This is a genomic window from Aquimarina litoralis (assembly GCF_039523995.1).
In the GTDB taxonomy this organism is placed as follows: Bacteria; Bacteroidota; Bacteroidia; order Flavobacteriales; family Flavobacteriaceae; genus Aquimarina; species Aquimarina litoralis.
The window spans coordinates 454,260-475,335 of sequence record NZ_BAAAGE010000004.1; the positions used below are offsets into that span (position 1 = coordinate 454,260).

General features: G+C 33.0%; 16 protein-coding genes. 11 read left to right on the plus strand and 5 right to left on the minus strand.

Annotation, left to right across the window (positions count from 1 at the left end):
• Positions 1 to 7: 7 nt before the first annotated feature.
• On the plus strand, positions 8 to 1,471 hold the full coding sequence (locus tag ABD077_RS20865) for a glutamate synthase subunit beta (protein ID WP_343914161.1): 1,464 nt from the start codon (positions 8 to 10) through the stop codon (positions 1,469 to 1,471).
• A gap of 81 nt (positions 1,472 to 1,552) precedes the next feature.
• Here the strand turns inward: ABD077_RS20865 and ABD077_RS20870 are convergent, their stop codons facing one another.
• Together ABD077_RS20870 and ABD077_RS20875 are read right to left on the minus strand one after the other, a co-directional pair.
• Positions 1,553 to 2,287, minus strand: coding sequence for a LytR/AlgR family response regulator transcription factor (locus ABD077_RS20870; protein ID WP_343914162.1), 735 nt, complete (start codon positions 2,285 to 2,287; stop codon positions 1,553 to 1,555).
• 10 nt (positions 2,288 to 2,297) lie between these two features.
• Positions 2,298 to 3,461, minus strand: coding sequence for a sensor histidine kinase (locus ABD077_RS20875; protein WP_299901905.1), 1,164 nt, complete (start codon positions 3,459 to 3,461; stop codon positions 2,298 to 2,300).
• Positions 3,462 to 3,705: 244 nt separating this feature from the next.
• On the opposite strand from ABD077_RS20875, the gene ABD077_RS20880 reads away from it, so the two are divergent.
• From ABD077_RS20880 to ABD077_RS20895, 4 genes are all read left to right on the plus strand, one after another.
• Positions 3,706 to 4,647, plus strand: a complete 942-nt coding sequence (locus ABD077_RS20880) for a YybH family protein (RefSeq protein ID WP_343914163.1) — start codon at positions 3,706 to 3,708, stop codon at positions 4,645 to 4,647.
• An 18-nt stretch (positions 4,648 to 4,665) separates the two neighbouring features.
• Positions 4,666 to 5,727 carry an alpha/beta hydrolase gene (locus ABD077_RS20885; RefSeq protein WP_343914164.1) on the plus strand — a complete coding sequence of 354 codons (1,062 nt, stop codon included), beginning with the start codon at positions 4,666 to 4,668 and terminating at the stop codon, positions 5,725 to 5,727.
• A gap of 18 nt (positions 5,728 to 5,745) precedes the next feature.
• Positions 5,746 to 6,213 (plus strand): hypothetical protein, encoded by a 468-nt coding sequence (locus tag ABD077_RS20890; RefSeq protein ID WP_343914165.1) that lies wholly within the window; start codon positions 5,746 to 5,748, stop codon positions 6,211 to 6,213.
• Positions 6,214 to 6,280: 67 nt separating this feature from the next.
• Positions 6,281 to 7,189 (plus strand): hypothetical protein, encoded by a 909-nt coding sequence (locus ABD077_RS20895; RefSeq protein WP_343914166.1) that lies wholly within the window; start codon positions 6,281 to 6,283, stop codon positions 7,187 to 7,189.
• A 148-nt stretch (positions 7,190 to 7,337) separates the two neighbouring features.
• Here ABD077_RS20895 and purB read toward each other — a convergent pair whose 3' ends face one another.
• The 3 genes from purB to ABD077_RS20910 all read right to left on the minus strand — a co-directional run bounded on the left by purB (position 7,338) and on the right by ABD077_RS20910 (position 10,169).
• On the minus strand, positions 7,338 to 8,681 hold the full coding sequence (gene purB, locus ABD077_RS20900; RefSeq protein WP_343914167.1) for an adenylosuccinate lyase: 1,344 nt from the start codon (positions 8,679 to 8,681) through the stop codon (positions 7,338 to 7,340).
• Positions 8,682 to 8,852: 171 nt separating this feature from the next.
• The gene (locus tag ABD077_RS20905; RefSeq protein ID WP_343914168.1) at positions 8,853 to 9,404 is read right to left on the minus strand and encodes an adenylosuccinate lyase; all 552 of its coding nucleotides are present in this window, start codon (positions 9,402 to 9,404) and stop codon (positions 8,853 to 8,855) included.
• Positions 9,405 to 9,482: 78 nt separating this feature from the next.
• On the minus strand, positions 9,483 to 10,169 hold the full coding sequence (locus ABD077_RS20910; protein WP_343914169.1) for an SIR2 family NAD-dependent protein deacylase: 687 nt from the start codon (positions 10,167 to 10,169) through the stop codon (positions 9,483 to 9,485).
• Positions 10,170 to 10,756: 587 nt separating this feature from the next.
• On the opposite strand from ABD077_RS20910, the gene ABD077_RS20915 reads away from it, so the two are divergent.
• The 6 genes from ABD077_RS20915 to ABD077_RS20940 form a co-directional block, all read left to right on the plus strand.
• Entirely contained in the window at positions 10,757 to 11,497 is a 741-nt protein-coding gene (locus tag ABD077_RS20915) for a LytR/AlgR family response regulator transcription factor (protein WP_343914171.1), read from the plus strand.
• Between the two features lie 1,398 nt (positions 11,498 to 12,895).
• Positions 12,896 to 13,048 (plus strand): hypothetical protein, encoded by a 153-nt coding sequence (locus ABD077_RS20920; protein ID WP_343914172.1) that lies wholly within the window; start codon positions 12,896 to 12,898, stop codon positions 13,046 to 13,048.
• Positions 13,049 to 13,161: 113 nt separating this feature from the next.
• Entirely contained in the window at positions 13,162 to 15,222 is a 2,061-nt protein-coding gene (locus tag ABD077_RS20925; protein ID WP_343914173.1) for a tetratricopeptide repeat-containing sensor histidine kinase, read from the plus strand.
• Between the two features lie 102 nt (positions 15,223 to 15,324).
• The gene (locus tag ABD077_RS20930) at positions 15,325 to 15,996 is read left to right on the plus strand and encodes a response regulator (protein WP_299607222.1); all 672 of its coding nucleotides are present in this window, start codon (positions 15,325 to 15,327) and stop codon (positions 15,994 to 15,996) included.
• Between the two features lie 431 nt (positions 15,997 to 16,427).
• A complete protein-coding gene (locus tag ABD077_RS20935; protein ID WP_343914174.1) occupies positions 16,428 to 16,592 on the plus strand; it encodes a hypothetical protein in 165 nt (54 codons plus the stop codon).
• A gap of 1,042 nt (positions 16,593 to 17,634) precedes the next feature.
• Positions 17,635 to 21,076: VCBS domain-containing protein (locus ABD077_RS20940; RefSeq protein ID WP_343914175.1), on the plus strand; the 3,442-nt coding region annotated here is incomplete at its 3' end.

The following is a 21,076-nucleotide window of genomic DNA, read 5'->3' on the forward strand; positions in this document are numbered from 1 at the left end:
AATAGACATGGGAAAGACAACTGGATTTTTAGAATTTGAAAGAGAGACGGAACAGTATGAACCTGTTAAAGATCGTATAAAAGGATATAAAGAGTTTACCGTTCCTATGACGGAAAGTAAACTTAAAGACCAAGGAGCAAGATGTATGGATTGCGGAATTCCATTTTGCCATAGCGGATGCCCATTAGGAAATCTAATACCTGATTTTAATGATGCGGTATATCGTGGGAAATGGGAGAAAGCAACACGTATTTTACACTCCACAAATAATTTTCCTGAATTTACAGGTAGATTATGTCCAGCACCTTGCGAAGAAGCATGTGTTTTAGGGATTAACGAAGATCCTGTAACCATAGAAAATATTGAAAAAAATATTGTCGAAGAAGCTTTTAAAAATGGATGGATTAAAGCTAATCCTCCCAAAGAAAGAACCGGTAAAACAGTAGCGGTTATTGGATCAGGTCCTGCTGGATTAGCAACAGCACAACAATTAAACCGTGCGGGTCATTTGGTGACTGTTTTTGAGAGAGATGAGAAGGTAGGAGGGTTACTTCGATATGGAATTCCGGATTTTAAGATGGAGAAAAATGTAATCGATCGTCGAATTGAAGTTTTAGAAGAAGAAGGAATTATTTTTAAAACAAATACCTTTATCGGAAAAGATGTAAAAGCAGATGCATTAAAAGAAGATTTTGATGCAGTTGTATTATGTACGGGAGCAACGGTTCGAAGAAATTTACCAGTAAAAGGTTCTGATCTAAATGGTGTTGTGCAAGCAATGGACTTTTTACCACAAAACAATCGTAGAGTTGATGGTATTAAAGATTTAGGAGAAGAAATTTTAGCTACAGGAAAAGATGTTATCGTTATCGGTGGTGGAGATACAGGATCTGATTGTATAGGAACTTCTGTACGTCATGGAGCTACTTCTGTGACTAATTTTGAAATCATGGGTAAAGGTACTACAGCTAGACCCACGAATCAGCCTTGGCCGTTTTGGCCAATGAGATTGCGTACAAGTTCTTCTCATGAAGAAGGAGTAGAGCGTAATTGGAGCATTTCTACAAAAGAATTTTTAGGAGATGAAAATGGAAATCTGAAAGGATTAATAACATCTGAGGTAGAATGGATCAAAGAAAATGGACGTTTTACGCTAAAGGAGGTTCCTAATACCGAAAAAGAGTGGAAGTGTGAGCTAGCATTACTAGCGCTTGGATTTACAGGTTCAGAACCTACTATCGCAGAACAGTTAGGTGTTGATATGGATGCTAGAACAAATATCCAGGCTTCAGAAGATAATTATGCTACCAATGTAAAGGGAGTTTTTGCAGCTGGAGATACAAGAAGAGGTCAGTCTCTTATTGTATGGGCTATTGCCGAAGGAAGACAAGCAGCATATCATGTAGATACATATTTAATGGGAAGCTCTAATCTACCACTAAAAGGAGATGGAGATTTACCGAGAATTTAGTTTTTTAGAATCTAATATTCAATATTAGTGTTAATTAAAGGCTGCTAGTGTGCGTATGTGCTAGCAGCCTTTTTTTGTATACTATTTTTTGAGAATTTTATTGTGTACAATCTTTTCCATTATTTTAGATCTATAATTTCTGCCTAATGGAATATGATTAGAAGCAATAGTAATCCCCTCCGCTTCTATAGAATCAATTTTATGGATACAAACGATATAAGATTTATGAACCTGCAAAAAAATATCAGAATCTAATTGCTTAGCAACTTCCTTTAAAGGAATTAGAGAGAGATATTTTTTTCCATCAGCCGTATGAAATGCTACATAGTTTTGCATGGATTTTATAAAAAGAATATCATCAAAATATAACTTTTTATAACTGTTGTCACATTTTATAAAAACATAATCAGATGTAGTGGTATCATTGGTAGCTATAGTTTCAGTTTTGTTATTGAGCAAGAGATATTGCTCCTTTACCTTACAAACCGCTTTAAAAAAACGAGTAAAAGTAATTGGTTTTAATAGATAATCCATTACATCTAAATCAAAGCCTTCTAAAGCGTAATTCGGAAATGCAGTCGTAATGATGACCATTGGTTTAGATTTCATGGATTTCAGAAATTCGATTCCATTCATTCTTGGCATTTGAATATCCAGAAATAAAAGATCTGCTTCGTGAGCATTCTTAATTTTAGTCATTTCTAATGGATTCGAACAACTACCATGTAATGTTAAAAAATCTACCTCGGCTATATAATTAGAAATACACTCTCTTGCTAAAGGTTCGTCATCAATTACAATACATTTTAAAACCATACTTTATTTTTTAAGATTGTAATGAGGTAATTGGATTGATTATCGGTTCCGAAGAAATAGAAAGCGATTGTAACAATAATTGAAGCTCTATTGTAAATATATTATTGGTTTTTTGAATATCAAGATGATATTGGTTTTTGTATACTAAATCCAATCGTCTTCTAACATTTTTTAAACCAATTCCGCTATTTTTCATTAGATCCTCAGCATTATAATTATCATAATTATTAATGCTGTTTTTTATTCTAAAGAGTATTTTCTCTTCGTAACAATGAAGCTCAATTTCAATCCAGTTTTTTTGATCTTCTCCAAGAGAAACGTGTTTAAAAGCATTTTCTACAAAAGGCATTAGAATAAACGGAGCAATAGAGATATTACCATATGCCTGATCTTTAATAGTAGTCGTAACTTTAACAGTATTGTCTAGTCTTAACTTTCCGAGGTTAATAAAATTTTTTAAGTAATTAATTTCCTTTTCTAACGGAATCTTAGATTCATTGCACTCATAGAGTTGATATCTCATGAGATCCGAAAAATTGGCTAAGGATTCAGAAGCCATGTCAGGGTTTTTATGGATCAAAACAAAGATGGAGTTGATAGTATTAAATAAGAAGTGAGGATTAAATTGAGATTTTAGAAATTTAAGTTCAGTTTCAATTTTTTCCTTTTCCAATAATTGTTGTCGCTGTTGCGACTTTATCCAGTTTTTTGTGAGTTTTATGCTCATTGCTAAGGTCATACTAGCCAGTGTAGAGGATATAGGTCCAGACCTTAGAAGTTTTGAAAAACTTTGATTGTCAAATAGCTCCGCAACAGTTGAATTTGCCACGTATGCTGTTACATAATAACCAGAAGTAAGAATAAATACAGTAACCAATATCGTTGCACCGAAAAAAAGAAGATAGGTAAGGTATTTTCTTTTCTCTAGGAATTTAGGAATGAGGTAATATAAATTGAAGTACACTGCTGCTGCCTGGAAAACAAAATAGAACAGAAATTTTACATTATATGGTGGAAAGAAAATATTATACGCAGCTTCTTTTGCACTTCCTATTCCAATAGCCCACCACATATAATGATATGCAAACCAAAATAAAAGATGGTACGCTTTATAACGATATAAAACGTTCAGAATTTTAGAGTTCTTAAAGGTATCCAAAGATATAACAGACATACATGTATTACTTACAACTCATTAAAATAAGAAAATAGTTGCTAACCCTACTGCTCTTAATTGATTTATTGATCAACAGCTCTAAATTATTGACGAACGCAAAAAAACTCGTCTTTTTTAATCTCCTTTTTTACAGACTCCTAAAATTCGTCGAACATCAATACTTCAGTTCGTTTGATCAATTTAGTGTGTTAACAATTTAGTATTCAGGGTATTTTAGCATAAATCACAAAACAAAACCATTATGAGACTTGTCCAAACATTCTTAAGTTTCTTGTTTTTTACTACTATTTGTTCTCAAGAAATATGGGCTAATACTACTCTAATAGATGAAGTAAGTATAGAAAAACAGCTTAGTGAGTTTATTAGAGATTACAATCAGGGAATGCAATCATCTGATGCAGAAATCATCGTGAAACATTATGATAAAGAAATGTATTTAATGCCTGCATTTCATAAAACACTACTCGGAAAAGAGAATGCATTTTTATATCACAAAGCTTTCTTCGATCGATTTGATATTCTGGCATATGAAAGAGAAAATTTCGAAACCTTGGATTTAGGATCGCAACTCTGTGTGCTGGGCGAATTTAAGATGAAGGTTCGATTAAAAAATGAAACTCAAGTAGTGGAATTACATGGAAAGTATATGGATATATGGAAAAAAGAGCAAACAGGTATTACTTTGATTTCTGAAATATGGAATTATAATCATCATACAGATCTTACCGAACAGCTAAAGTTTAACGATGTTCCGGGAACCGTACTTGCTTATCAAGGACATTTGCCTATTAATGATAATATCCGATTTGAAATAGCTTCTATTAACCATTTTACAGAAGAATTTATCGCAAATCGAGACCACGTTTTATGGAAACAGTTATATGCAGATGATGCAATAGCATTGTTTAGTTATAAACCAGTTTTTAAAGATAAAAACGCCTTAGATCAATTTATAAAAGATCATGTAGCAGAGCTTCCAATTTTTGAAAAACTAGATATCAGGAATAATTATATCAATGATCTTGGAGAATATGTAGTGAATTATGCAAGTCATATCGCAAATTGGAGAAATAATGAATATTCTGGAATTAGTACGGGCAAAGGAATAAAAATATGGCGAAGAGCACCAAATGGAACACTAAAAATAGTAAGGCAAATATCTACTTACGATTACAACTATTAATTTAAAAATTATTCTCTTATGCAATATTTCAAAATAGCTTTACTTCCTTTTCTGATGATTTTTGTGATGAATGATTCTTCAGCACAATACAAGATGAAGGGAAGTATAGTGGAAGACGTTATACAATCAAAGGTTTTAAAAAAGAATAAAATTGGATTGAACATCACAAGAAAGATCAAAACTTACATTCCACCAGGTTATTCATCATCAAAAAAAACATATCCAGTAGTTTATTATTTACATAGCCTTTTTGAACATATAGACCGTGTAGTTTCTGATCAAAAAACTCCTGAAATAATCGATAAAAGTATCATGTCTAACGCATCGAAGGGGTTTATTTTTGTGGTTGCAGACTTCAGTTCTCCAACGGTAGGAAGCCTCTATGAGAACTCAGAAACTAGTGGTTTGTGGTTAGACTTCATTAGTAAAGAACTGGTTCCTTTCATAGATCAAAAGTATAGAACTATTTCTGATAAAAATAGTAGAGCTGTGATTGGACATTTTATGGGTGGCAGAGGAGCACTTAAAGTTGCTATGGAATATCCCGAAATGTTTAGTGTAGTATATGCATTACATCCTGTGGCTACTGGTTCTGGATACCTTCCTAGGGTTTCTTTGGGTGTAGATTGGGAAAAAATACATCAAGCCAAATCATTTGAAGAAGTGGGAGAAGATATAAGAACCAAAATTTTCACTAGTGTATGTCAGGCGTTTCTTCCTAACACCAATCGTGCTCCTCTATATTGTAATTTTTTATTCGAAAAAGATGAAAATGGACAACTACAACTGCATCCAAATAATGTAAGAAAAGAACAAAAAGAGTTTCATTTAGATGAACGATTAGATGATTACGCAGAAAACCTTCGAAGTCTCAAAGCGATTGCTTTTGATTGGGCAAGATTTGATCAGACACAAGCTCATGTGATTTCTAATCGAAGATTTAGTAAAAAATTGATGGATCTTAATGTGGATCATCAGGGTGACGAGTTTGTAGGCGATCCGTGGAATAAATATTGGGGCGATGATGGTCGCATAGCGACTAGAGTTTTACCTTTTTTAAATGAACATTTATCGTTTTAATATCAAATCTAGCTTAATATGATGACAAAGCGTATTCTTATATGGTTGGTTATTCCAATAACTTTTTTACAGTGCACATGCCTGGATAAAACTTCCAAATTTTCTCTAGAAGAAGATCAAAAATCGGTACAGGAAATTTTAAAAATTTTGGATGATCATAGTATTTCCACGGAAGATAAAATGATGGTATGGGTTGATGATTTGATCCACATGGCTCCAAATCATCCATTGATTTCTGATAAACCCACACTTGTGGCTCATATAGAAAAAGAAAGGGAGTATGGTTTTGCAGATATGAAACATGAAATAACAGAGATGCATTCGTATGCTGAGGTGGTAGTGATGCATGGAAGAGTAAAGGGAACTTTTTACCCTGCAAACAAAGAAAAACCTAATGCTTTTAGTACTAAAAATATGTTTGTCTTTAGAAGAATGAAAGACAATTCGTTAAAAATTTGGAAAGTGATATTCAATATGACTTCATAGATAAAATTAAAAGGGAAGTATGGTTATCTGTAAATATCCATAAGAATACTCATAAAAATAAGTAGTAATGAAAAGATATATAGTACTCATATTTGGTATTACAACACTAATCGCCTGTGAAAACAAGGAAAATAAGAAGACGTCAACAATAGAAAAACCGGTAACTGTAGAAAATATGTTGGCAAGATATAATCAGATGATTATAAAGGCTGGAAAAACAAATTCTTTTGAAATCATACAAGATCTATATGATTCTGAGTCTTTACTAATGACAGATTATAATCCTTTGATTGTAAGCGATACAAGCATCAAAATTTATTACGATACTATATTTGATAGAAGGAATATAAAGGAATACAACCGAAAAACGTTAGATGTTTTAGAGTTTTCTAATAGAATCATTGAAATAGGATTGTTTACTAAAGTGTTTGAGGATGCAGAAAAAGTAGAGGGAAAGTATTTGAATGTGTGGAAGCATGATGGCGAAGGAAAATTAAAGTTAAGAGCAGAAGCTTTTGGATATTTGAAACGTATGGACGATCCCGACAAATTCTTGGTTCCTGAAGCTATTACTACATCCCTTGATCCAATTAAAATACCAAGAGAATTGGCTGCTTATAGTGCTTTGGGAAAAAGTAATGTAAGAGCTAGAATTCCAGAAAGAACTGCAGATTCTTATACAGATGATGCCATGTATTTACCATTTTCGGATACCATAAAATCAGGAAAGTCTGTTTTGTTAGAACATTATAAGGGATACTACAAGTATCCTGCAACGATCGACTCGCTAGAGGTGATGACTTATGCTTATGATATCGTAGAGGATGGTTATATTAAATACGGTGGTTTTTATGTGGATTGGTCTGTTCCAGGATATTCTGGGAATAGTACCGGAACTGGTATTTCTTACTGGCGTAGAGAAAAAGATCATTCTCTCAGAATACATAGGCAAATAGGCTTACATATCCATAAATAAGGTGCTATTTAACAAGAGTTCGAGATAAGAAAATTAAGTCAGTCAAGGTGATTTTTAATAGATTATTCTATCGAAGACTAGTTAATTTTCTTATCTCGAATTAAGGTTATATAATTATTAATATATATATGTTTTGATAATATAGATATTATATGCCAGTATAATTAGCAGGAGTTATCACTTTTAATTCGGATTTAATATCATCTGAAACTTCTAGTGTTTCAATAAAGTTTGCAATTGAGTTTTGATTAATAGCTTCATTGGTTCTTGTTAATCCTTTTAAAGCTTCGTAAGGATTAGGATACCCTTCTCTTCTTAGTATCGTCTGTATAGCTTCTGCCACAACAGCCCAATTGTTTTCGAGATCTTGAGCAAACTTTTCTTCGTTTAATAATAACTTGTTCAATCCTTTTAAAGTAGCCTGAAAAGCAATTAAGGTATGTCCAAAAGGAACTCCTACATTTCTTAGTACGGTACTATCTGTTAAGTCGCGTTGTAGTCTACTCACAGGTAGTTTAGACGCTAGATGCTCAAACAATGCATTAGCAATACCAATATTACCTTCACTGTTTTCAAAATCTATAGGATTTACTTTGTGCGGCATCGCAGAAGATCCTACTTCACCTTTTTTGATTTTTTGCTTAAAGTAATCCATAGAAACATAAGTCCATACATCTCTATCTAAATCCAAGATAATTGTATTGATACGTTTAAGTCCATCAAACAATGCCGCCATATGATCGTAGTGCTCGATCTGAGTTGTTGGAAAAGAATGGTGCAATCCTAATTTTTCCTGAACAAATCGAGTACCAAATTCTTTCCAGTCGATAGTAGGGTACGCTACTTTATGCGCGTTATAGTTTCCAGTAGCACCACCAAATTTAGCGGCACTCGGAATATCGTTTAACAAATCAAACTGCGCTTCTAATCGAGTAACATAAACCTGAAATTCTTTTCCTAATCGAGTAGGAGAAGCTGGTTGTCCGTGTGTTCGAGCTAGCATGGATACATCAGACCATTCTTCTACTAATGATTTTAGTTTTGCTACCAATTCTAAGTAATGAGGAATGTACACATCTCCAATAGCTTCTTTAATACTTAGTGGTATCGCAGTATTGTTAATATCCTGAGATGTTAGTCCAAAGTGGATAAACTCCTTGTATTCTTGTAAACCTAGCTGATCGAATTTTTCTTTGATAAAATATTCAACAGCTTTTACATCGTGATTGGTTACTTTTTCAATGTCTTTTATAGCTTGAGCATCTTCGGTAGAAAAGGTCGTATAAATAGCTCTTAATTTTTCAAAAATTGAAGTGTCTATACGCTCTAATTGTGGTAATGGTATTTCGCATAAAGCGATAAAATATTCGATTTCTACCAGTACACGATATTTTATTAAAGCTTCTTCACTAAAATAAGCGCTTAATGATTGTGTTTTAGAAGCATAACGACCATCGATAGGTGATATAGCTTGTAATGGAGTTAAAGACATGACTTTGTTTTTTTGAAAGCTGCAAAGATAATTTATTTCATGAGTAATTACGATCTTCCAAGTAAGAATTTAAATCTAAAGTACTATCAAATAGAGTTGCCATTCATAAGGTAACCTAGAAAAAAATAATTGTAATGAACCAAAACCAACAACTATTAACCATTAACCAAACTACAACTTTTTCAGAATCATTCGGGATCTAGCTTTGTATGCAGCGCTGCCTTGATGGTAATTATTTTCTAAGGTGACTTTTAATTCTGGATGTACCCAATCAAACTCAGTACCTAATAGATATAAACTTGTCATAGAATACGCTTTGGCGGCTACTTTTTGATCAGAAATCAACCAATCAAAACAAGCTTCGGTTATTTTTTCTCGATAGATTTTGGTTAATGATTTTTGCACAATAGGATTTTTTTCTTTGTAATACGCAAGAATAAGGTATTCACAAATTTTTGCCATAGGTCTTACCGCCGGATGTTGATATACCTTTGGCAATATTTTCGTAAAACTATCTAAATAGGGGAGTATAGCATCTAACCTTTTTTTACATAAAAATTCCAGTCCCCAGGATGCTCTGCAAGAAATTTCGTCATCCACCTGATGACAAATCGCCAATAGCTGCGGTAACAACTCGGGATTATCCAAAATAAGATTGGCAAAATAATTTCGCTGTTCTCTGGAGTGATTAGTATTTCTTATGTTTTCCTCTAAATCGATCATTGGATTTTGGAGTTTTCCTATATATAAGGAGATGATTTACGATACTATATACTTATAACGGTTAATTGTGTTACCTGATTAGCTAAAATTCTCTACAAGTTCTTCTACCACTTTAGGAACTCCTACGGTTGCTTTTTCTGCCAAAATTGTGAGATTTTCGTTGGGTGCTATAGCAGGTTTTGGATCTATAAAATAAATAGGAGTACTGGCGGGTGCATATTGTAACAAGCTTGCCGCAGGATATACTTGCATAGAAGTACCTATGATCATAAGAATATCTGCTTGTTCTGTAATGTCAATCGCCTTTTCTAGCATTGGGACTTCTTCGCCAAACCATACGATATGAGGACGTAGTTGCGAATTGTGTTCACAAAGATCTCCTAGATGTAGATCGTCTTTCCAATCTAATACCAGGTTTTCATCAAATTGACTACGTACTTTTAATAATTCGCCATGCAGGTGTACTACATTACTGCTTCCTGCACGTTCATGTAGATCATCTATATTTTGTGTAACGATAGTTACCTCATGTGTCTTTTCTAGGGCTACTAAGGCTTTGTGTGCCAGATTAGGCGCTACGCTATGCAATTGACTACGTCGCTTGTTATAAAAATCTAACACTAATGCAGGATTATTATTCCATCCGATAGGAGAAGCGACTTCCATGATGTCATGACCTTCCCACAATCCGTTTGCATCTCTAAAGGTGTTAATACCACTCTCGGCACTGATTCCTGCACCGGTAAGAACAACAACTTTCTTCATTCGTGATTTGTTTTTCTAAAACTATTTAAAATATTTGAATCCTTCTTTATGATCTCTTATTATTTTAAAATTAAATGATGGTTGAGTTTCTTTGCGAACTGAGGTGCCACATTGAGCTTGTCTAAATGCTCTTGAACTTTGATAGTGTATGATGACATCTCCCTCGATTCTTCTTCAAAGAGGAAAGTTAAAAACACATTGGATTTTTATTTTCTTAATATCTCATAATCAATAATATTACTGTAGTATGGAGCTGGATATTTATGATAATATCGTTCTGCGGTATCAAAAAAATGTAAAATATGGTATAAATACTTGTAAACTTTAATTTTTTTAGGTCATATATACTAAGGTATCTCTTTTTGCGTTTAGAGATTCTAAACCCCCAAAACCGACGATATGCAAATTATTTCGATCAAAGATTTCTCCTTAATCCCTGATATCCTTAGGATTCCGTATTAATATTGCGGTTTTACCGTAACCAAGATATAAGTAAAAAACCTAACTTGTAATCAGTAAATGTGTACAATTTTTTTTGAATACGAACAGTATTTAATGACCAACGCTAACCTTTAATTGTTTACCTCATGAAATACCCTTACATCATTATTGATAATGATCAGAATTCTGCACGCAAAATTCAGATCGCTCTCGAAGATCACAATGATTATATGTGTACTGGAATTGCCGAAAATGAGCAAGAGGCGTTGGACTTGATTTTAGAAAGAAAACCTAGAATAGTTTTCTTAGAACCGGAAGTACCGGGAGTTCAAACGTCTGCCACGAAGTATAATCTATTATCAGAACTTACAAAGTATATGACAAACCTACCCGAGTTTGTTATTATTACGAAAACTACAGACTATGCTATCGAAGGTATACGTAATCGTGTACTGGATTATATCCTGAAACCTTTATCTAAAAGCGACCTTATCAAAACCGTTCTTAGATTTGAGAAAGATTTTGAAGAAGTTACTACGGATAACACCTTGTGTTTTAAGTCGTACGGGGATTATCGTTTTGTAAATATCGATGATGTTCTGTATTTAAAAGCGGATAACAATACTACCGATTTTATCATGAGTAATGGTAATAAGGTAGAGGCTTTTAAGACTTTAAAACATTTTCAGAATTTATTGCCAGATCACTTTGTGCGAATTCATAATAGCTACATTATCAATACGAAATATGTATCTAGAATACATTTTGGTAAAGCTAAATGTGCCATTAAAAACACAAGTGATATGATTCCTTTTTCTAAATCTTACAAAACCAATGTAGAAGAGATTAAGGATACCCTAGCAAAGAATAGTATTCTTTATGTGTAGTGAGACTTTTGTTTATGAAAATGAAAGACATTTTAATAAACAAACTAGCCGAACTACATCCCAATGAAGATTGGGATCTGTTTACATTTTTATTTATTGGAATACAAATAAAAATGTAAAACACAATCATTTAGAAAGCTAATTAATATTGTAAAACCCCGTTAGTTGGTTATTACATACTAAAAGAATCAAAAAAAATGTACATCAGATGAACTCATTGCTTTTTGTAATATCTAGTAAATGTGTATAAGAGCAGTCAGTTGTTTTATTTATTTTTAGATCACACAAATATCTTACTTATAATAAAACGCAAGTCAGGACCTCCTCGCCATAGCGAGGAGGTTTTTTTTGTTTTGAATTCCCAAACATCTCCCTCAATCCCTCTTCAAAGAGGGAAGTAAAATGAGGTCTCCCTTTGAAGTCGATGTAACGGTGGTTACAGGCAAGTTGTAGTGAAGGGCAAATAGGGATGTTGTTTTCAATAGCTTCTTGTTGTCAGTGTGAGCCTGTCGAAGACTAATAAGATTAGGATATTAAAAACACTTCGACAAAGTCTGTCCTGAGCTTGTCGAAGGATTTAGCGTGACAAAAAGGAACGAATTATTTTAATAACCTCTCTCTCAATCCCTCTTTAATCAAGCAGCTTTTGAAAGGTTTCTTAAATCTTAATCTAGAATGAGGTGTTATATGGAAGCCTATCGAAATACTCTCTTATTGTATATGATGATCAATATATACCGATAAGAATCAATCAATTACTTATATATATTGTTTTATTTGATAAATTCCCTATTTACTTGTAAGGTTCTTATATAAGATAGGACGAAAAGGATGAGGGGATTTTTCTAACAAATTTGAAACTAAACACTTACAGTGTAATGAGGGAATTTTCTTATTTGATTTTAGGGAAATTATCTAACTACTTCTTTTTCAGTAAAGAAGCTTTGTTGGTTTAAGATTCTTTAGCTTCTTTAGATTTATTGGATTTTTGTTTTTTTTAAGTTTTTTTTAGGTAAATTTTACGGCAACTCCAGTAGTAATCTATTTCTTACATATTTCTTGTTTTTTAAAAATTGGTCATTCACTCGTATAATTGACCTATCTACACCGTACAGGTATCCATCCACTAAACACACCTTAATATATTAGGCGCGAGGGGGCAATCTCCCTACATTTGTAGTGTACAATTAAGGTTATCAACCTATTACACATTTACTAAAGGATATACAGAGAGAAATCTAAGTATGCCGCTGGCCAGCGAAATCCTTACAAAACAGAAACCAAGAAAACGAAAGTTTGATTGCACTAAACAAAACAAAAAAAGTTTAGAAAAGGAAAATTTTAATAAACAACAAATTACAACCAGAATAAGATATTAATTATAAAAGATAAACCGTTATGAAAGCTATAAAAACTATATTCGCAGTATTATTCGTAAGTTCAATGTTCATCGCTTGTGAGTCAGACAGTATTAACGAGGAAGTAGGGATTGAGGAAATTGATGTGCAACTAAACGCTGGAGATGAAGAAGAAGATGTAGATAAAAGTTAATAATAAGTAGATCTATATATATTAAAAAAAAGAGCTTTATAGGCTCTTTTTTCTGTTTGAGAATTTTTCTTCCCAAATGATTTTTATAACTTCGATAAAATCTTAATTTGATTATGATAAAAGATAATAAAAATATTATTTTAAGATTCCTTTCATTAATAGCTCTTGTTTTAATTTTGGGTTGCGAAAAATCCTTCATTGAGAGTACAGAAGATACAAGAACGAAGTTAATAGAATCTCATTTAGAAGATGCTAAAGATACAAGTAGATCAATAGAAAACCGGAAAAAAAGTACTGATATAGCATATTCTTTATATTCCAATCTTGATAATAATAAATACAAAAGAGAAAAAGCTCAGGATTTATCTTCAATTTATCATAATCTTAAAGATTATGAGGCGTCCAAAAGAATGGATGAAAAAATGTTGGAGTTGTCTAAACTAATTAAAGATTCATTAGGTTTAGCTAAATCGTATGCTAATTTGGGGATTTATTATAGGGATAAACAGCTTGATAGTGCATATAGTAATTTCAATAGAGCGGACAAAATTTATAAATCATTTGATAAAAGTGAACAATTTGATAAAAAGCAATACACTTATGATCATGGTAAAGTTTTAATAGATTTAGCAAAGCTTTCCAGAAAAGTAAAGGACTATGCGGAAAGTGAAGACTTAACAGTAAAAGCTATTGAAAGATTTGAAATATCAGAAAATTTACGATATGTTCCTTTGTCATATAATAATTTGGGTCTAATTGCAAGGTATATGGAAAGGTATGATGATGCTGTGTTTTATCATCAAAAAGCTATTGAGAATGCGAAGATTATAGGGAAAGATACGCTATATTCAGTTATTGGGAATAATAACATAGGCACTGTCTATGAAGTTAAAGGGGATTATCAAAAAGCGGAAGAATATTATTTAAAAGCTCTTTCTTTTGATAAGTTTTTTGAAAGTCGTCGCGAAAGGTATGCAAGGTTGCTACATAATCTGGCTTATGCTAGATTTTTAGCTAACAGAGATGATGAAAGTGTATTAGAGTTATTTAATAAATCTTCTAGAATTAGTGATAGTTTGAATGATCAGATAGGGAGTTCAACTAGCAATTTACATTATGCTGAGTATTATCAACATAAAGGTAATGATAGTCTTGCTAAATTATACGCGTTAAAAGTTAAGGAAGCTGCGCCAGTAGTGAATAATAATGTAGAATTATTGAAAGCGTATCAATTGTTGACAGAGGTTTCTGATAGTGAAGAAGGGCTAGCTTATGCTCAAAAACATATTGTACTTAATGATAGTTTGATTAAAGAGGAGCGCTCACATACAAATAAGTTTGCTAGAATTAAGTTTGAGAGCCAAAAAAAGACAGAAGAGATAGCTCAGATTAGTAAAGAAAATCAATACTTAATCTTTGCTATTTTAGGATTATCCGTATTATTTCTATTAGGATATGTCATCTTTAGACAGCAGCAGAGTAATAAAGAGTTATTGTTTGAGCAAAAGCAGCAACAATCCAACCAAGAGATTTATCGATTACTACTTAGCCAGCAACTAAAATTAGAAGAAGGGCGCAAGATGGAGCAACACCGAATGTCCGAAGAGCTGCATGATGGTGTGCTTGGTAGATTGTTTGGGGTACGATTAAGCTTAGATGGTATCAATCAGCGCGCTAATGATGGATTTACCGATGCCAGAAATAAATATATAGAAGAACTGAAATCTATAGAACGAGAAATTAGATTGATTTCGCATGATTTGGGTACGGAAACCTTGTCACCAGATATTGCTTATGTAGATGTGGTAGAAAGTTTGGTAAGTGATCTGTGTACGGTGCATAAAATGGAGTTTGAGTTTGCCAATGATGAAAACATTGATTGGGAAGTAGTAGATGATCAGAAAAAAGTAAATCTATTCCGTATTATACAAGAGTCGCTGCAGAATATATTTAAACATGCAAAGGCAAAAAGCGTAAAAATAAACTTCGATTATGTGGATGATAAAATAAATCTTACTATTTTAGATGATGGAATCGGATTTAAAAGCAGTAAGGTAAAAAGAGGAATTGGTTTAAAAAATATTACATCCAGAGTTACCCAGATGAATGGTGTAGTAGATTTTATTAGTAATCAGGATGCAGGTACCAAAGTATCTGTAGGTATACCAATTTAATTAATGTAAATGTTGTCATATCCACTTACTGAGTATACTATAAATGTTTTATTGTAGTTACATAAGTAACCAGATAGGATAACAACTGACAAAATTTTAAAAATGAAGAAAAAGTTAAAAGTTCTTATGATTGATGATCATCCAATGATTATCGAAGGATACAAGAACACCTTATTAGGAGAAAACCAAAAAGAATACCAAATCAAAATCGATATCGCATCCAATTGTGATGATGCATATCAGAGTATTCTAAAATCTTCTAAAACGACTCCTTATGATATGCTTTTTGTAGATATTAAGTTGCCACCTTCTTCTGATGGTTCTATCACCTCTGGAGAAGATTTAGCAAAACATGCTAAAGAGTTATTGCCTAAGGCAAAAATTATTATCCTAACGATGCATAGAGAAGATCATAGAATTCATAATATATTAAAGAACATCAATCCTTCTGGATTCTTAATCAAGAGTGATCTTACTTCTGCAGAGTTATTATTGGCATTTAATAATATCGTGAGTGGTACTCCGTATTATAGTGCGACGGTAAATAATCATTTTAGAAAAATGATGACCAACAACTTCTCATTAGATGAAAAGAATCTTAAGATCTTATATCACTTATCTAGAGGTGTAAAGACTAAGAATTTACCTAACTATGTGAGTCTTTCGTTAAGTGCTATAGAAAAGCGTAAGAACCAAATCAAGGAAATGTTCTCTATTGCTAAAGCTGATGATCAAAAATTATTAGAAGAAGCACGTAAAAGAGGATTCGTATAATAGAGCAGTTTTTAAACAGATATAGAATAGAAGGGACAGCAATTGCTGTCCCTTTTTATTTTTCCGAATGTTCGAATGCCAGTTTTTGCCTTTTGATGCGAGGTTGTCTAAAGCTGAAAAGGGTATTTCAAAAGAGGTAATGTTTATGTTTTTCAAATAGGGGAAAAATCCCTTGTTATTTTAACAGTGTGTTAATCTCATTGTTAACTGAGGTTTATCCGTAATAATATTTAATTTAAATAATTGTATTTCAATATATTTGACAAGAATTATAGGGGAATATATAATCTGATTCACACAAACTTTTTAATGTTTTTTAGAGGTTGCTAATTGCTTATTTAGTGATGGTGATCTTACAGTTTTAATCCAAATTTAGACGCAAGCTGGGAGTGTCTTAAAATGTTCTCAGATAACTATTTAATTTATACAATATGAAAAAGTTAGCGAATTTAAAAAGAGTAAGTGTGTTAAGTAAAAGTATGCAAAGTACAATCCATGGTGGGGACTATGTGATGGCAAGTTGCAGTGATTATTGTCCAGGTACTGTTCAGGGGAACATTTTTACAGGACAATGTACTTGTATTACAGGAGAATAATAAAGGGACTATTATTCGATTGATTCCTAGAGAAATTACTTTTAAAGCTTTCCGGTTGGAAGGCTTTTTTCTTTTCCAGATGTTTTTATTAATTAAGGGAAAAATCAGATAAAATATATTTGATAATTAAGGGGAAATATTATTTTTATTTACAAGTATTATTTCCCCATGAATGTGTTTTTTATTGTGTAATTACGGTTTTTGAGTAAAAAAAATGAGGTTATTAGTCTTTGATAATCAGTTAAATAGTTATAAATTTAAAATGTTAAAGTAAATATGTTGATTTATTGTTAAAATTTAACATAAAATAATTAACAAAATTATTGTGTTATATATTGTTATTTTTAGCGAATTAATTCATTAGATTTAAGTGTTGATTTTTAACATGTTTTACAGTCATTTTTTTAAGATTGTTTTGATGTTATAATCACTTTTTTAAACGATACTAATGTTAAAATATTTGTTTATCGCAAGAGGAAACATAAATACGATCTAAGATGCCTATGAAAATAATTACTCAAGTAGTTAAACATAATATATTCAATAATAAATGTATCGTCTTTCTCATAAGACGCACCACTAATATTCCTATTTTTTTTAATGATTTTCCTAATGAAGAGTTCCGATTTTTATCAGAAAAGGAGCGGACGATAAATAGGAAAAACACCTTCTTGTATGATACTTTTTATAGTAACTATAGAAGGACAATGTGTAACGCTATTACTTACCCCACATTTTTTATAAAGCAATTTAGTAAGTATACAAAGTTGCTTGTTTTGTGTAACATCTTATCTAAACTAAATATGAAAACGATTGATCTATAGTAATTGGTAATTCAGCTATGTTAACTATCGGTTTTATCGATAATTAAAAATCGTGATGATCCTTTTTGTTAGGTTTAGATAAGGAGAGAATGTTACAAGTCTACAGTATTTCTTTTGAATATGTCTGTAGATATTAAAAATACCAGTAGAGAATAATAATTGAAATCTTGATAGATCAAGATTTTATTATGGTAGATATTTAATAAAAAGAAGCTCCTATGCGTGATTTGAAATGTAATTGGATAATAGAAATTTTTTCTATTAGTCTAAATAGAAATGTTTTACAAAAGGGAAATATACGTACAACAAAATTCTTATGGCTGCAAATACTACTATTATGTATAATAATGGTAGCACCTAATATTGTTGCATCTCAACAAAATAGATCTACTATTGTAGTAGAAGCTTATAAGGAGATATTTCCAAAAAATGAGAAGGATTACAATATAAAAGGTCCTATAATTTATAGAGGAGATGCTGGAGATGATGTGGACTTCGGTTCCGTTTTTTATAAAAACTCGTTTGCTGCAAAATCGCCAACAGATCCACCTACCTTGGATTTAGACGAATTTACTGCGGGTAATAATTTCGAATTTGATTTAGAACCCACAACAGGTAACGTTTTTCGTATTTCTCGGGGAAATGTGGCAATTACCTCAGACACAGGGACATTATCTAGTGCTACCATTACTGTGAGTGGAAATGTAGATGCAAGTGAATTACTAGCAATAAATAATGGAGCTGGATTCGATTTATACTTCTTTACAGCTTCTAATACTTTTACATATGATAGAGGAGGAGGGATAATTTTAGAAGTGGCGCAAGTAGGAACTACCTTTACGATTACAGAAACTACAAATGACCCGATACCTAATAGTGTTTTTGAAGATTTTATAGAGATTATATTCTATGGAGATTTAACAGATCCTTATACCGAAGGAACCAGAACATTGGACTTTACGTTAAATGATAGTACAGGAGGTTCTTCTACTTCTCAGACTATTATTAATGTTACAAGAATACCAGATGCTGTTGATGATAACAATAGTATAGCAGCAAATTCGATGACTGCTGTAACAGGAAACGTATTAACTAACGATATAGATGATACACCAGGAGAGGTGTTATCTGTTTCTGAGGTAAATGTGTTTCCAGCAGAAGTTGGTATGGCTTACAATACGCTGTACGGAACTTTTACTATTCAGTCTAACGGATCCTATTCCTACACAGTAGATACTACCAATCCAGCAGTTGCAGGATTGGTAAATGGAACGAGTTTAGATGATATTGTAGCATATACCGTAGAGGATCTTGATGGAAATTTTGATTATGGTATTTTAACGATTACTATTAATGGAGTGGATGATCCTCCAACTGCTGTGGATGATGTAAATAGTGTAACGGTTAACGTACAAAACACTGCAAGCAGTAACCTGATAGAAGGTGATGGAGTGGATGGACAAGATTTATTGGATAGACCATTATCGATGTTGGTTTGGGAAAATCAATTTACCAATGGTCAAGCAGTTGGTGGAGCTTCATTAACTATCGATGGAATATCAGTAGATTTTACAGCGTTGGATCCCGATGGGATAGGTACTGCAAGTAATCTAATTTCACTAAATACAGCTACTAATGGAGGGCATACAGGATATTTATTATTTAATATAGATCCTGCTACATCACCTAATCAGGACACTGCAATACAAATAGATTTTGGGCAGGAGGTTTTTAATCTAGGATTTTTAGTAACAGATATTGACTATTCTCAAGGAACCGCTTGGCAAGATCAAATGAGGATTCAAGGGTTTTTAGATGGTGCACCAGTCACTTTTACGAATACAATAACTGGTGGGATTGTAGATGCAGGAAGTAGTGTCTTTTATGGAACAGGTACTGCTATAGAAGCGGATGCTACAGGTAATATTAATGTTGCTTTTGATGGTCCTATTGATCAACTTGTACTGTCTTATAATTATGGTCCTGATGCTACGGATGCAGATCCTGGAGGACAAATTGCCGGTGTTTCTGATATTTTTTGGCAAGGAGATAATGGGGTAACGGTTATCGTAATTAACGGAACTCCTGTAGTTGGTGCCACCACTGTGGCTACTACCTATGGTTTTATTACTGTAAATCCTGATGGGAGTTATACCTATACAGTGGATACTACTAATCCTACTGTTGCTAATTTATTAGTGGGACAAACTTTAATAGATACGATTCCATATACGTTGCAAGATGCTTTATCTAATACCGATGATGCTAATCTAGTGATTACGATTAATGGATCGGCAGTAGATTCGGATATGGATGGAGAACCAGACTGGACAGATCTGGATGATGACAATGATGGAATATTAGATACTAATGAATGTTACGTAAGCGACGTGTTTATAGGAACTCCAGATGGAGTGCAAGATGGTAATTTTGGCATTGGATATTGGGATGCAGAGTATTATAGTGGACATTTTGCCATTACGGGCTCTACTTTTGGCAATAGTGATCAGAATAGTACATTAAATGGTTCAGTAGGTACACCTACTTTTGTGGGAGAAGCTTACGTAGGAGGTAATTCTCTAAGTTTTACAGAATCAGGGTCGTATGCTCAAACATCTCCGGGTGTTTTTGATACCAATTCCAGTACAGGTCTGGTACCTCCTAGTTATGTAGGAACTAATGTAGATGATGTTGGATTTCAACCCTATTATCAAACAATTTTTAAAAGAGTAGCAGATATAGACGGAACACTAACATTCGGTGGTACAGGGTTTAGTGTAGATGATGTTTTTGAGCTTTTTATCAATGGAACAAGACAAGTCTTTGCTTCTTTTTGTTGTGGAGCTACCGATTCTCCTAATGATTCGTTTAGTTTTCCAGTAACAGCAGGAGATCAATTAGAAATTAGATATACGAACTTAGGCTTTGTGGGAAGCTTTCAGTTTAATTTATTATTAACGCCTTCTTGTAATACCGATATAGATGGTGATGGTGACCCTAATGGACAGGATCTGGATAGTGATAATGATGGTTGTGATGATGTGGTAGAATCAGGAGGAACGGATACTACTCCTGCAGATGGAGTATTAGATGGTACTGGTTTTGATGGAAATGGATTGGTAACTGGGGGTACTGGAGGCTATGATGGAATTACAGGAAATGAATATGTAGCTACGCAATTAACAGTAACTACTCCACCTGCAAATGAAACAGTAAATGCTGGGGAAACGGCTACTTTTAGTGTTGTTGCTACCGCTCAATCTACTACTACGTTCTCTAGTGGCACCCCAGATTATACAGTTCCTCCCGCTACAGACGTGTCAGGAGCTATTGTATATCAATGGCAAAGAAATGGAGTTGATATTAATGGAACTACAGATGGAGGTATATATAGTGGTTTTAATGGAGCTACGTTAACAATTACAAATCCAACAACCGCCTTAGACGGAAATACATATAATGTGATTGTTACGCATCCTGCTAATGTTTGTATTAACGAACAAAATAGTGCTTCTTTAACGGTAAATCCGACGAGTGATTTAAGTATTGCAAAGAGTGTTGTGTTGACAACGGATGCCGATGGCAGTACTACGATCAGTGCTGGAGATACGGTTACCTTTAGTGTTACGATTACCAATGCAGGACCTAACAATGCTACGG

What these genes read in the sequence shown, in the direction of transcription:
- ABD077_RS20865 (WP_343914161.1), top strand. Translation starts at nt 8, where the DNA reads ATGGGAAAGACAACTGGATTTTTAGAATTTGAAAGAGAGACGGAACAG.
- ABD077_RS20870 (WP_343914162.1), bottom strand. Translation starts at nt 2,287, where the DNA reads ATGGTTTTAAAATGTATTGTAATTGATGACGAACCTTTAGCAAGAGAG.
- ABD077_RS20875 (WP_299901905.1), bottom strand. Translation starts at nt 3,461, where the DNA reads ATGTCTGTTATATCTTTGGATACCTTTAAGAACTCTAAAATTCTGAAC.
- ABD077_RS20880 (WP_343914163.1), top strand. Translation starts at nt 3,706, where the DNA reads ATGAGACTTGTCCAAACATTCTTAAGTTTCTTGTTTTTTACTACTATT.
- ABD077_RS20885 (WP_343914164.1), top strand. Translation starts at nt 4,666, where the DNA reads ATGCAATATTTCAAAATAGCTTTACTTCCTTTTCTGATGATTTTTGTG.
- ABD077_RS20890 (WP_343914165.1), top strand. Translation starts at nt 5,746, where the DNA reads ATGATGACAAAGCGTATTCTTATATGGTTGGTTATTCCAATAACTTTT.
- ABD077_RS20895 (WP_343914166.1), top strand. Translation starts at nt 6,281, where the DNA reads ATGAAAAGATATATAGTACTCATATTTGGTATTACAACACTAATCGCC.
- purB (WP_343914167.1), bottom strand. Translation starts at nt 8,681, where the DNA reads ATGTCTTTAACTCCATTACAAGCTATATCACCTATCGATGGTCGTTAT.
- ABD077_RS20905 (WP_343914168.1), bottom strand. Translation starts at nt 9,404, where the DNA reads ATGATCGATTTAGAGGAAAACATAAGAAATACTAATCACTCCAGAGAA.
- ABD077_RS20910 (WP_343914169.1), bottom strand. Translation starts at nt 10,169, where the DNA reads ATGAAGAAAGTTGTTGTTCTTACCGGTGCAGGAATCAGTGCCGAGAGT.
- ABD077_RS20915 (WP_343914171.1), top strand. Translation starts at nt 10,757, where the DNA reads ATGAAATACCCTTACATCATTATTGATAATGATCAGAATTCTGCACGC.
- ABD077_RS20920 (WP_343914172.1), top strand. Translation starts at nt 12,896, where the DNA reads ATGAAAGCTATAAAAACTATATTCGCAGTATTATTCGTAAGTTCAATG.
- ABD077_RS20925 (WP_343914173.1), top strand. Translation starts at nt 13,162, where the DNA reads ATGATAAAAGATAATAAAAATATTATTTTAAGATTCCTTTCATTAATA.
- ABD077_RS20930 (WP_299607222.1), top strand. Translation starts at nt 15,325, where the DNA reads ATGAAGAAAAAGTTAAAAGTTCTTATGATTGATGATCATCCAATGATT.
- ABD077_RS20935 (WP_343914174.1), top strand. Translation starts at nt 16,428, where the DNA reads ATGAAAAAGTTAGCGAATTTAAAAAGAGTAAGTGTGTTAAGTAAAAGT.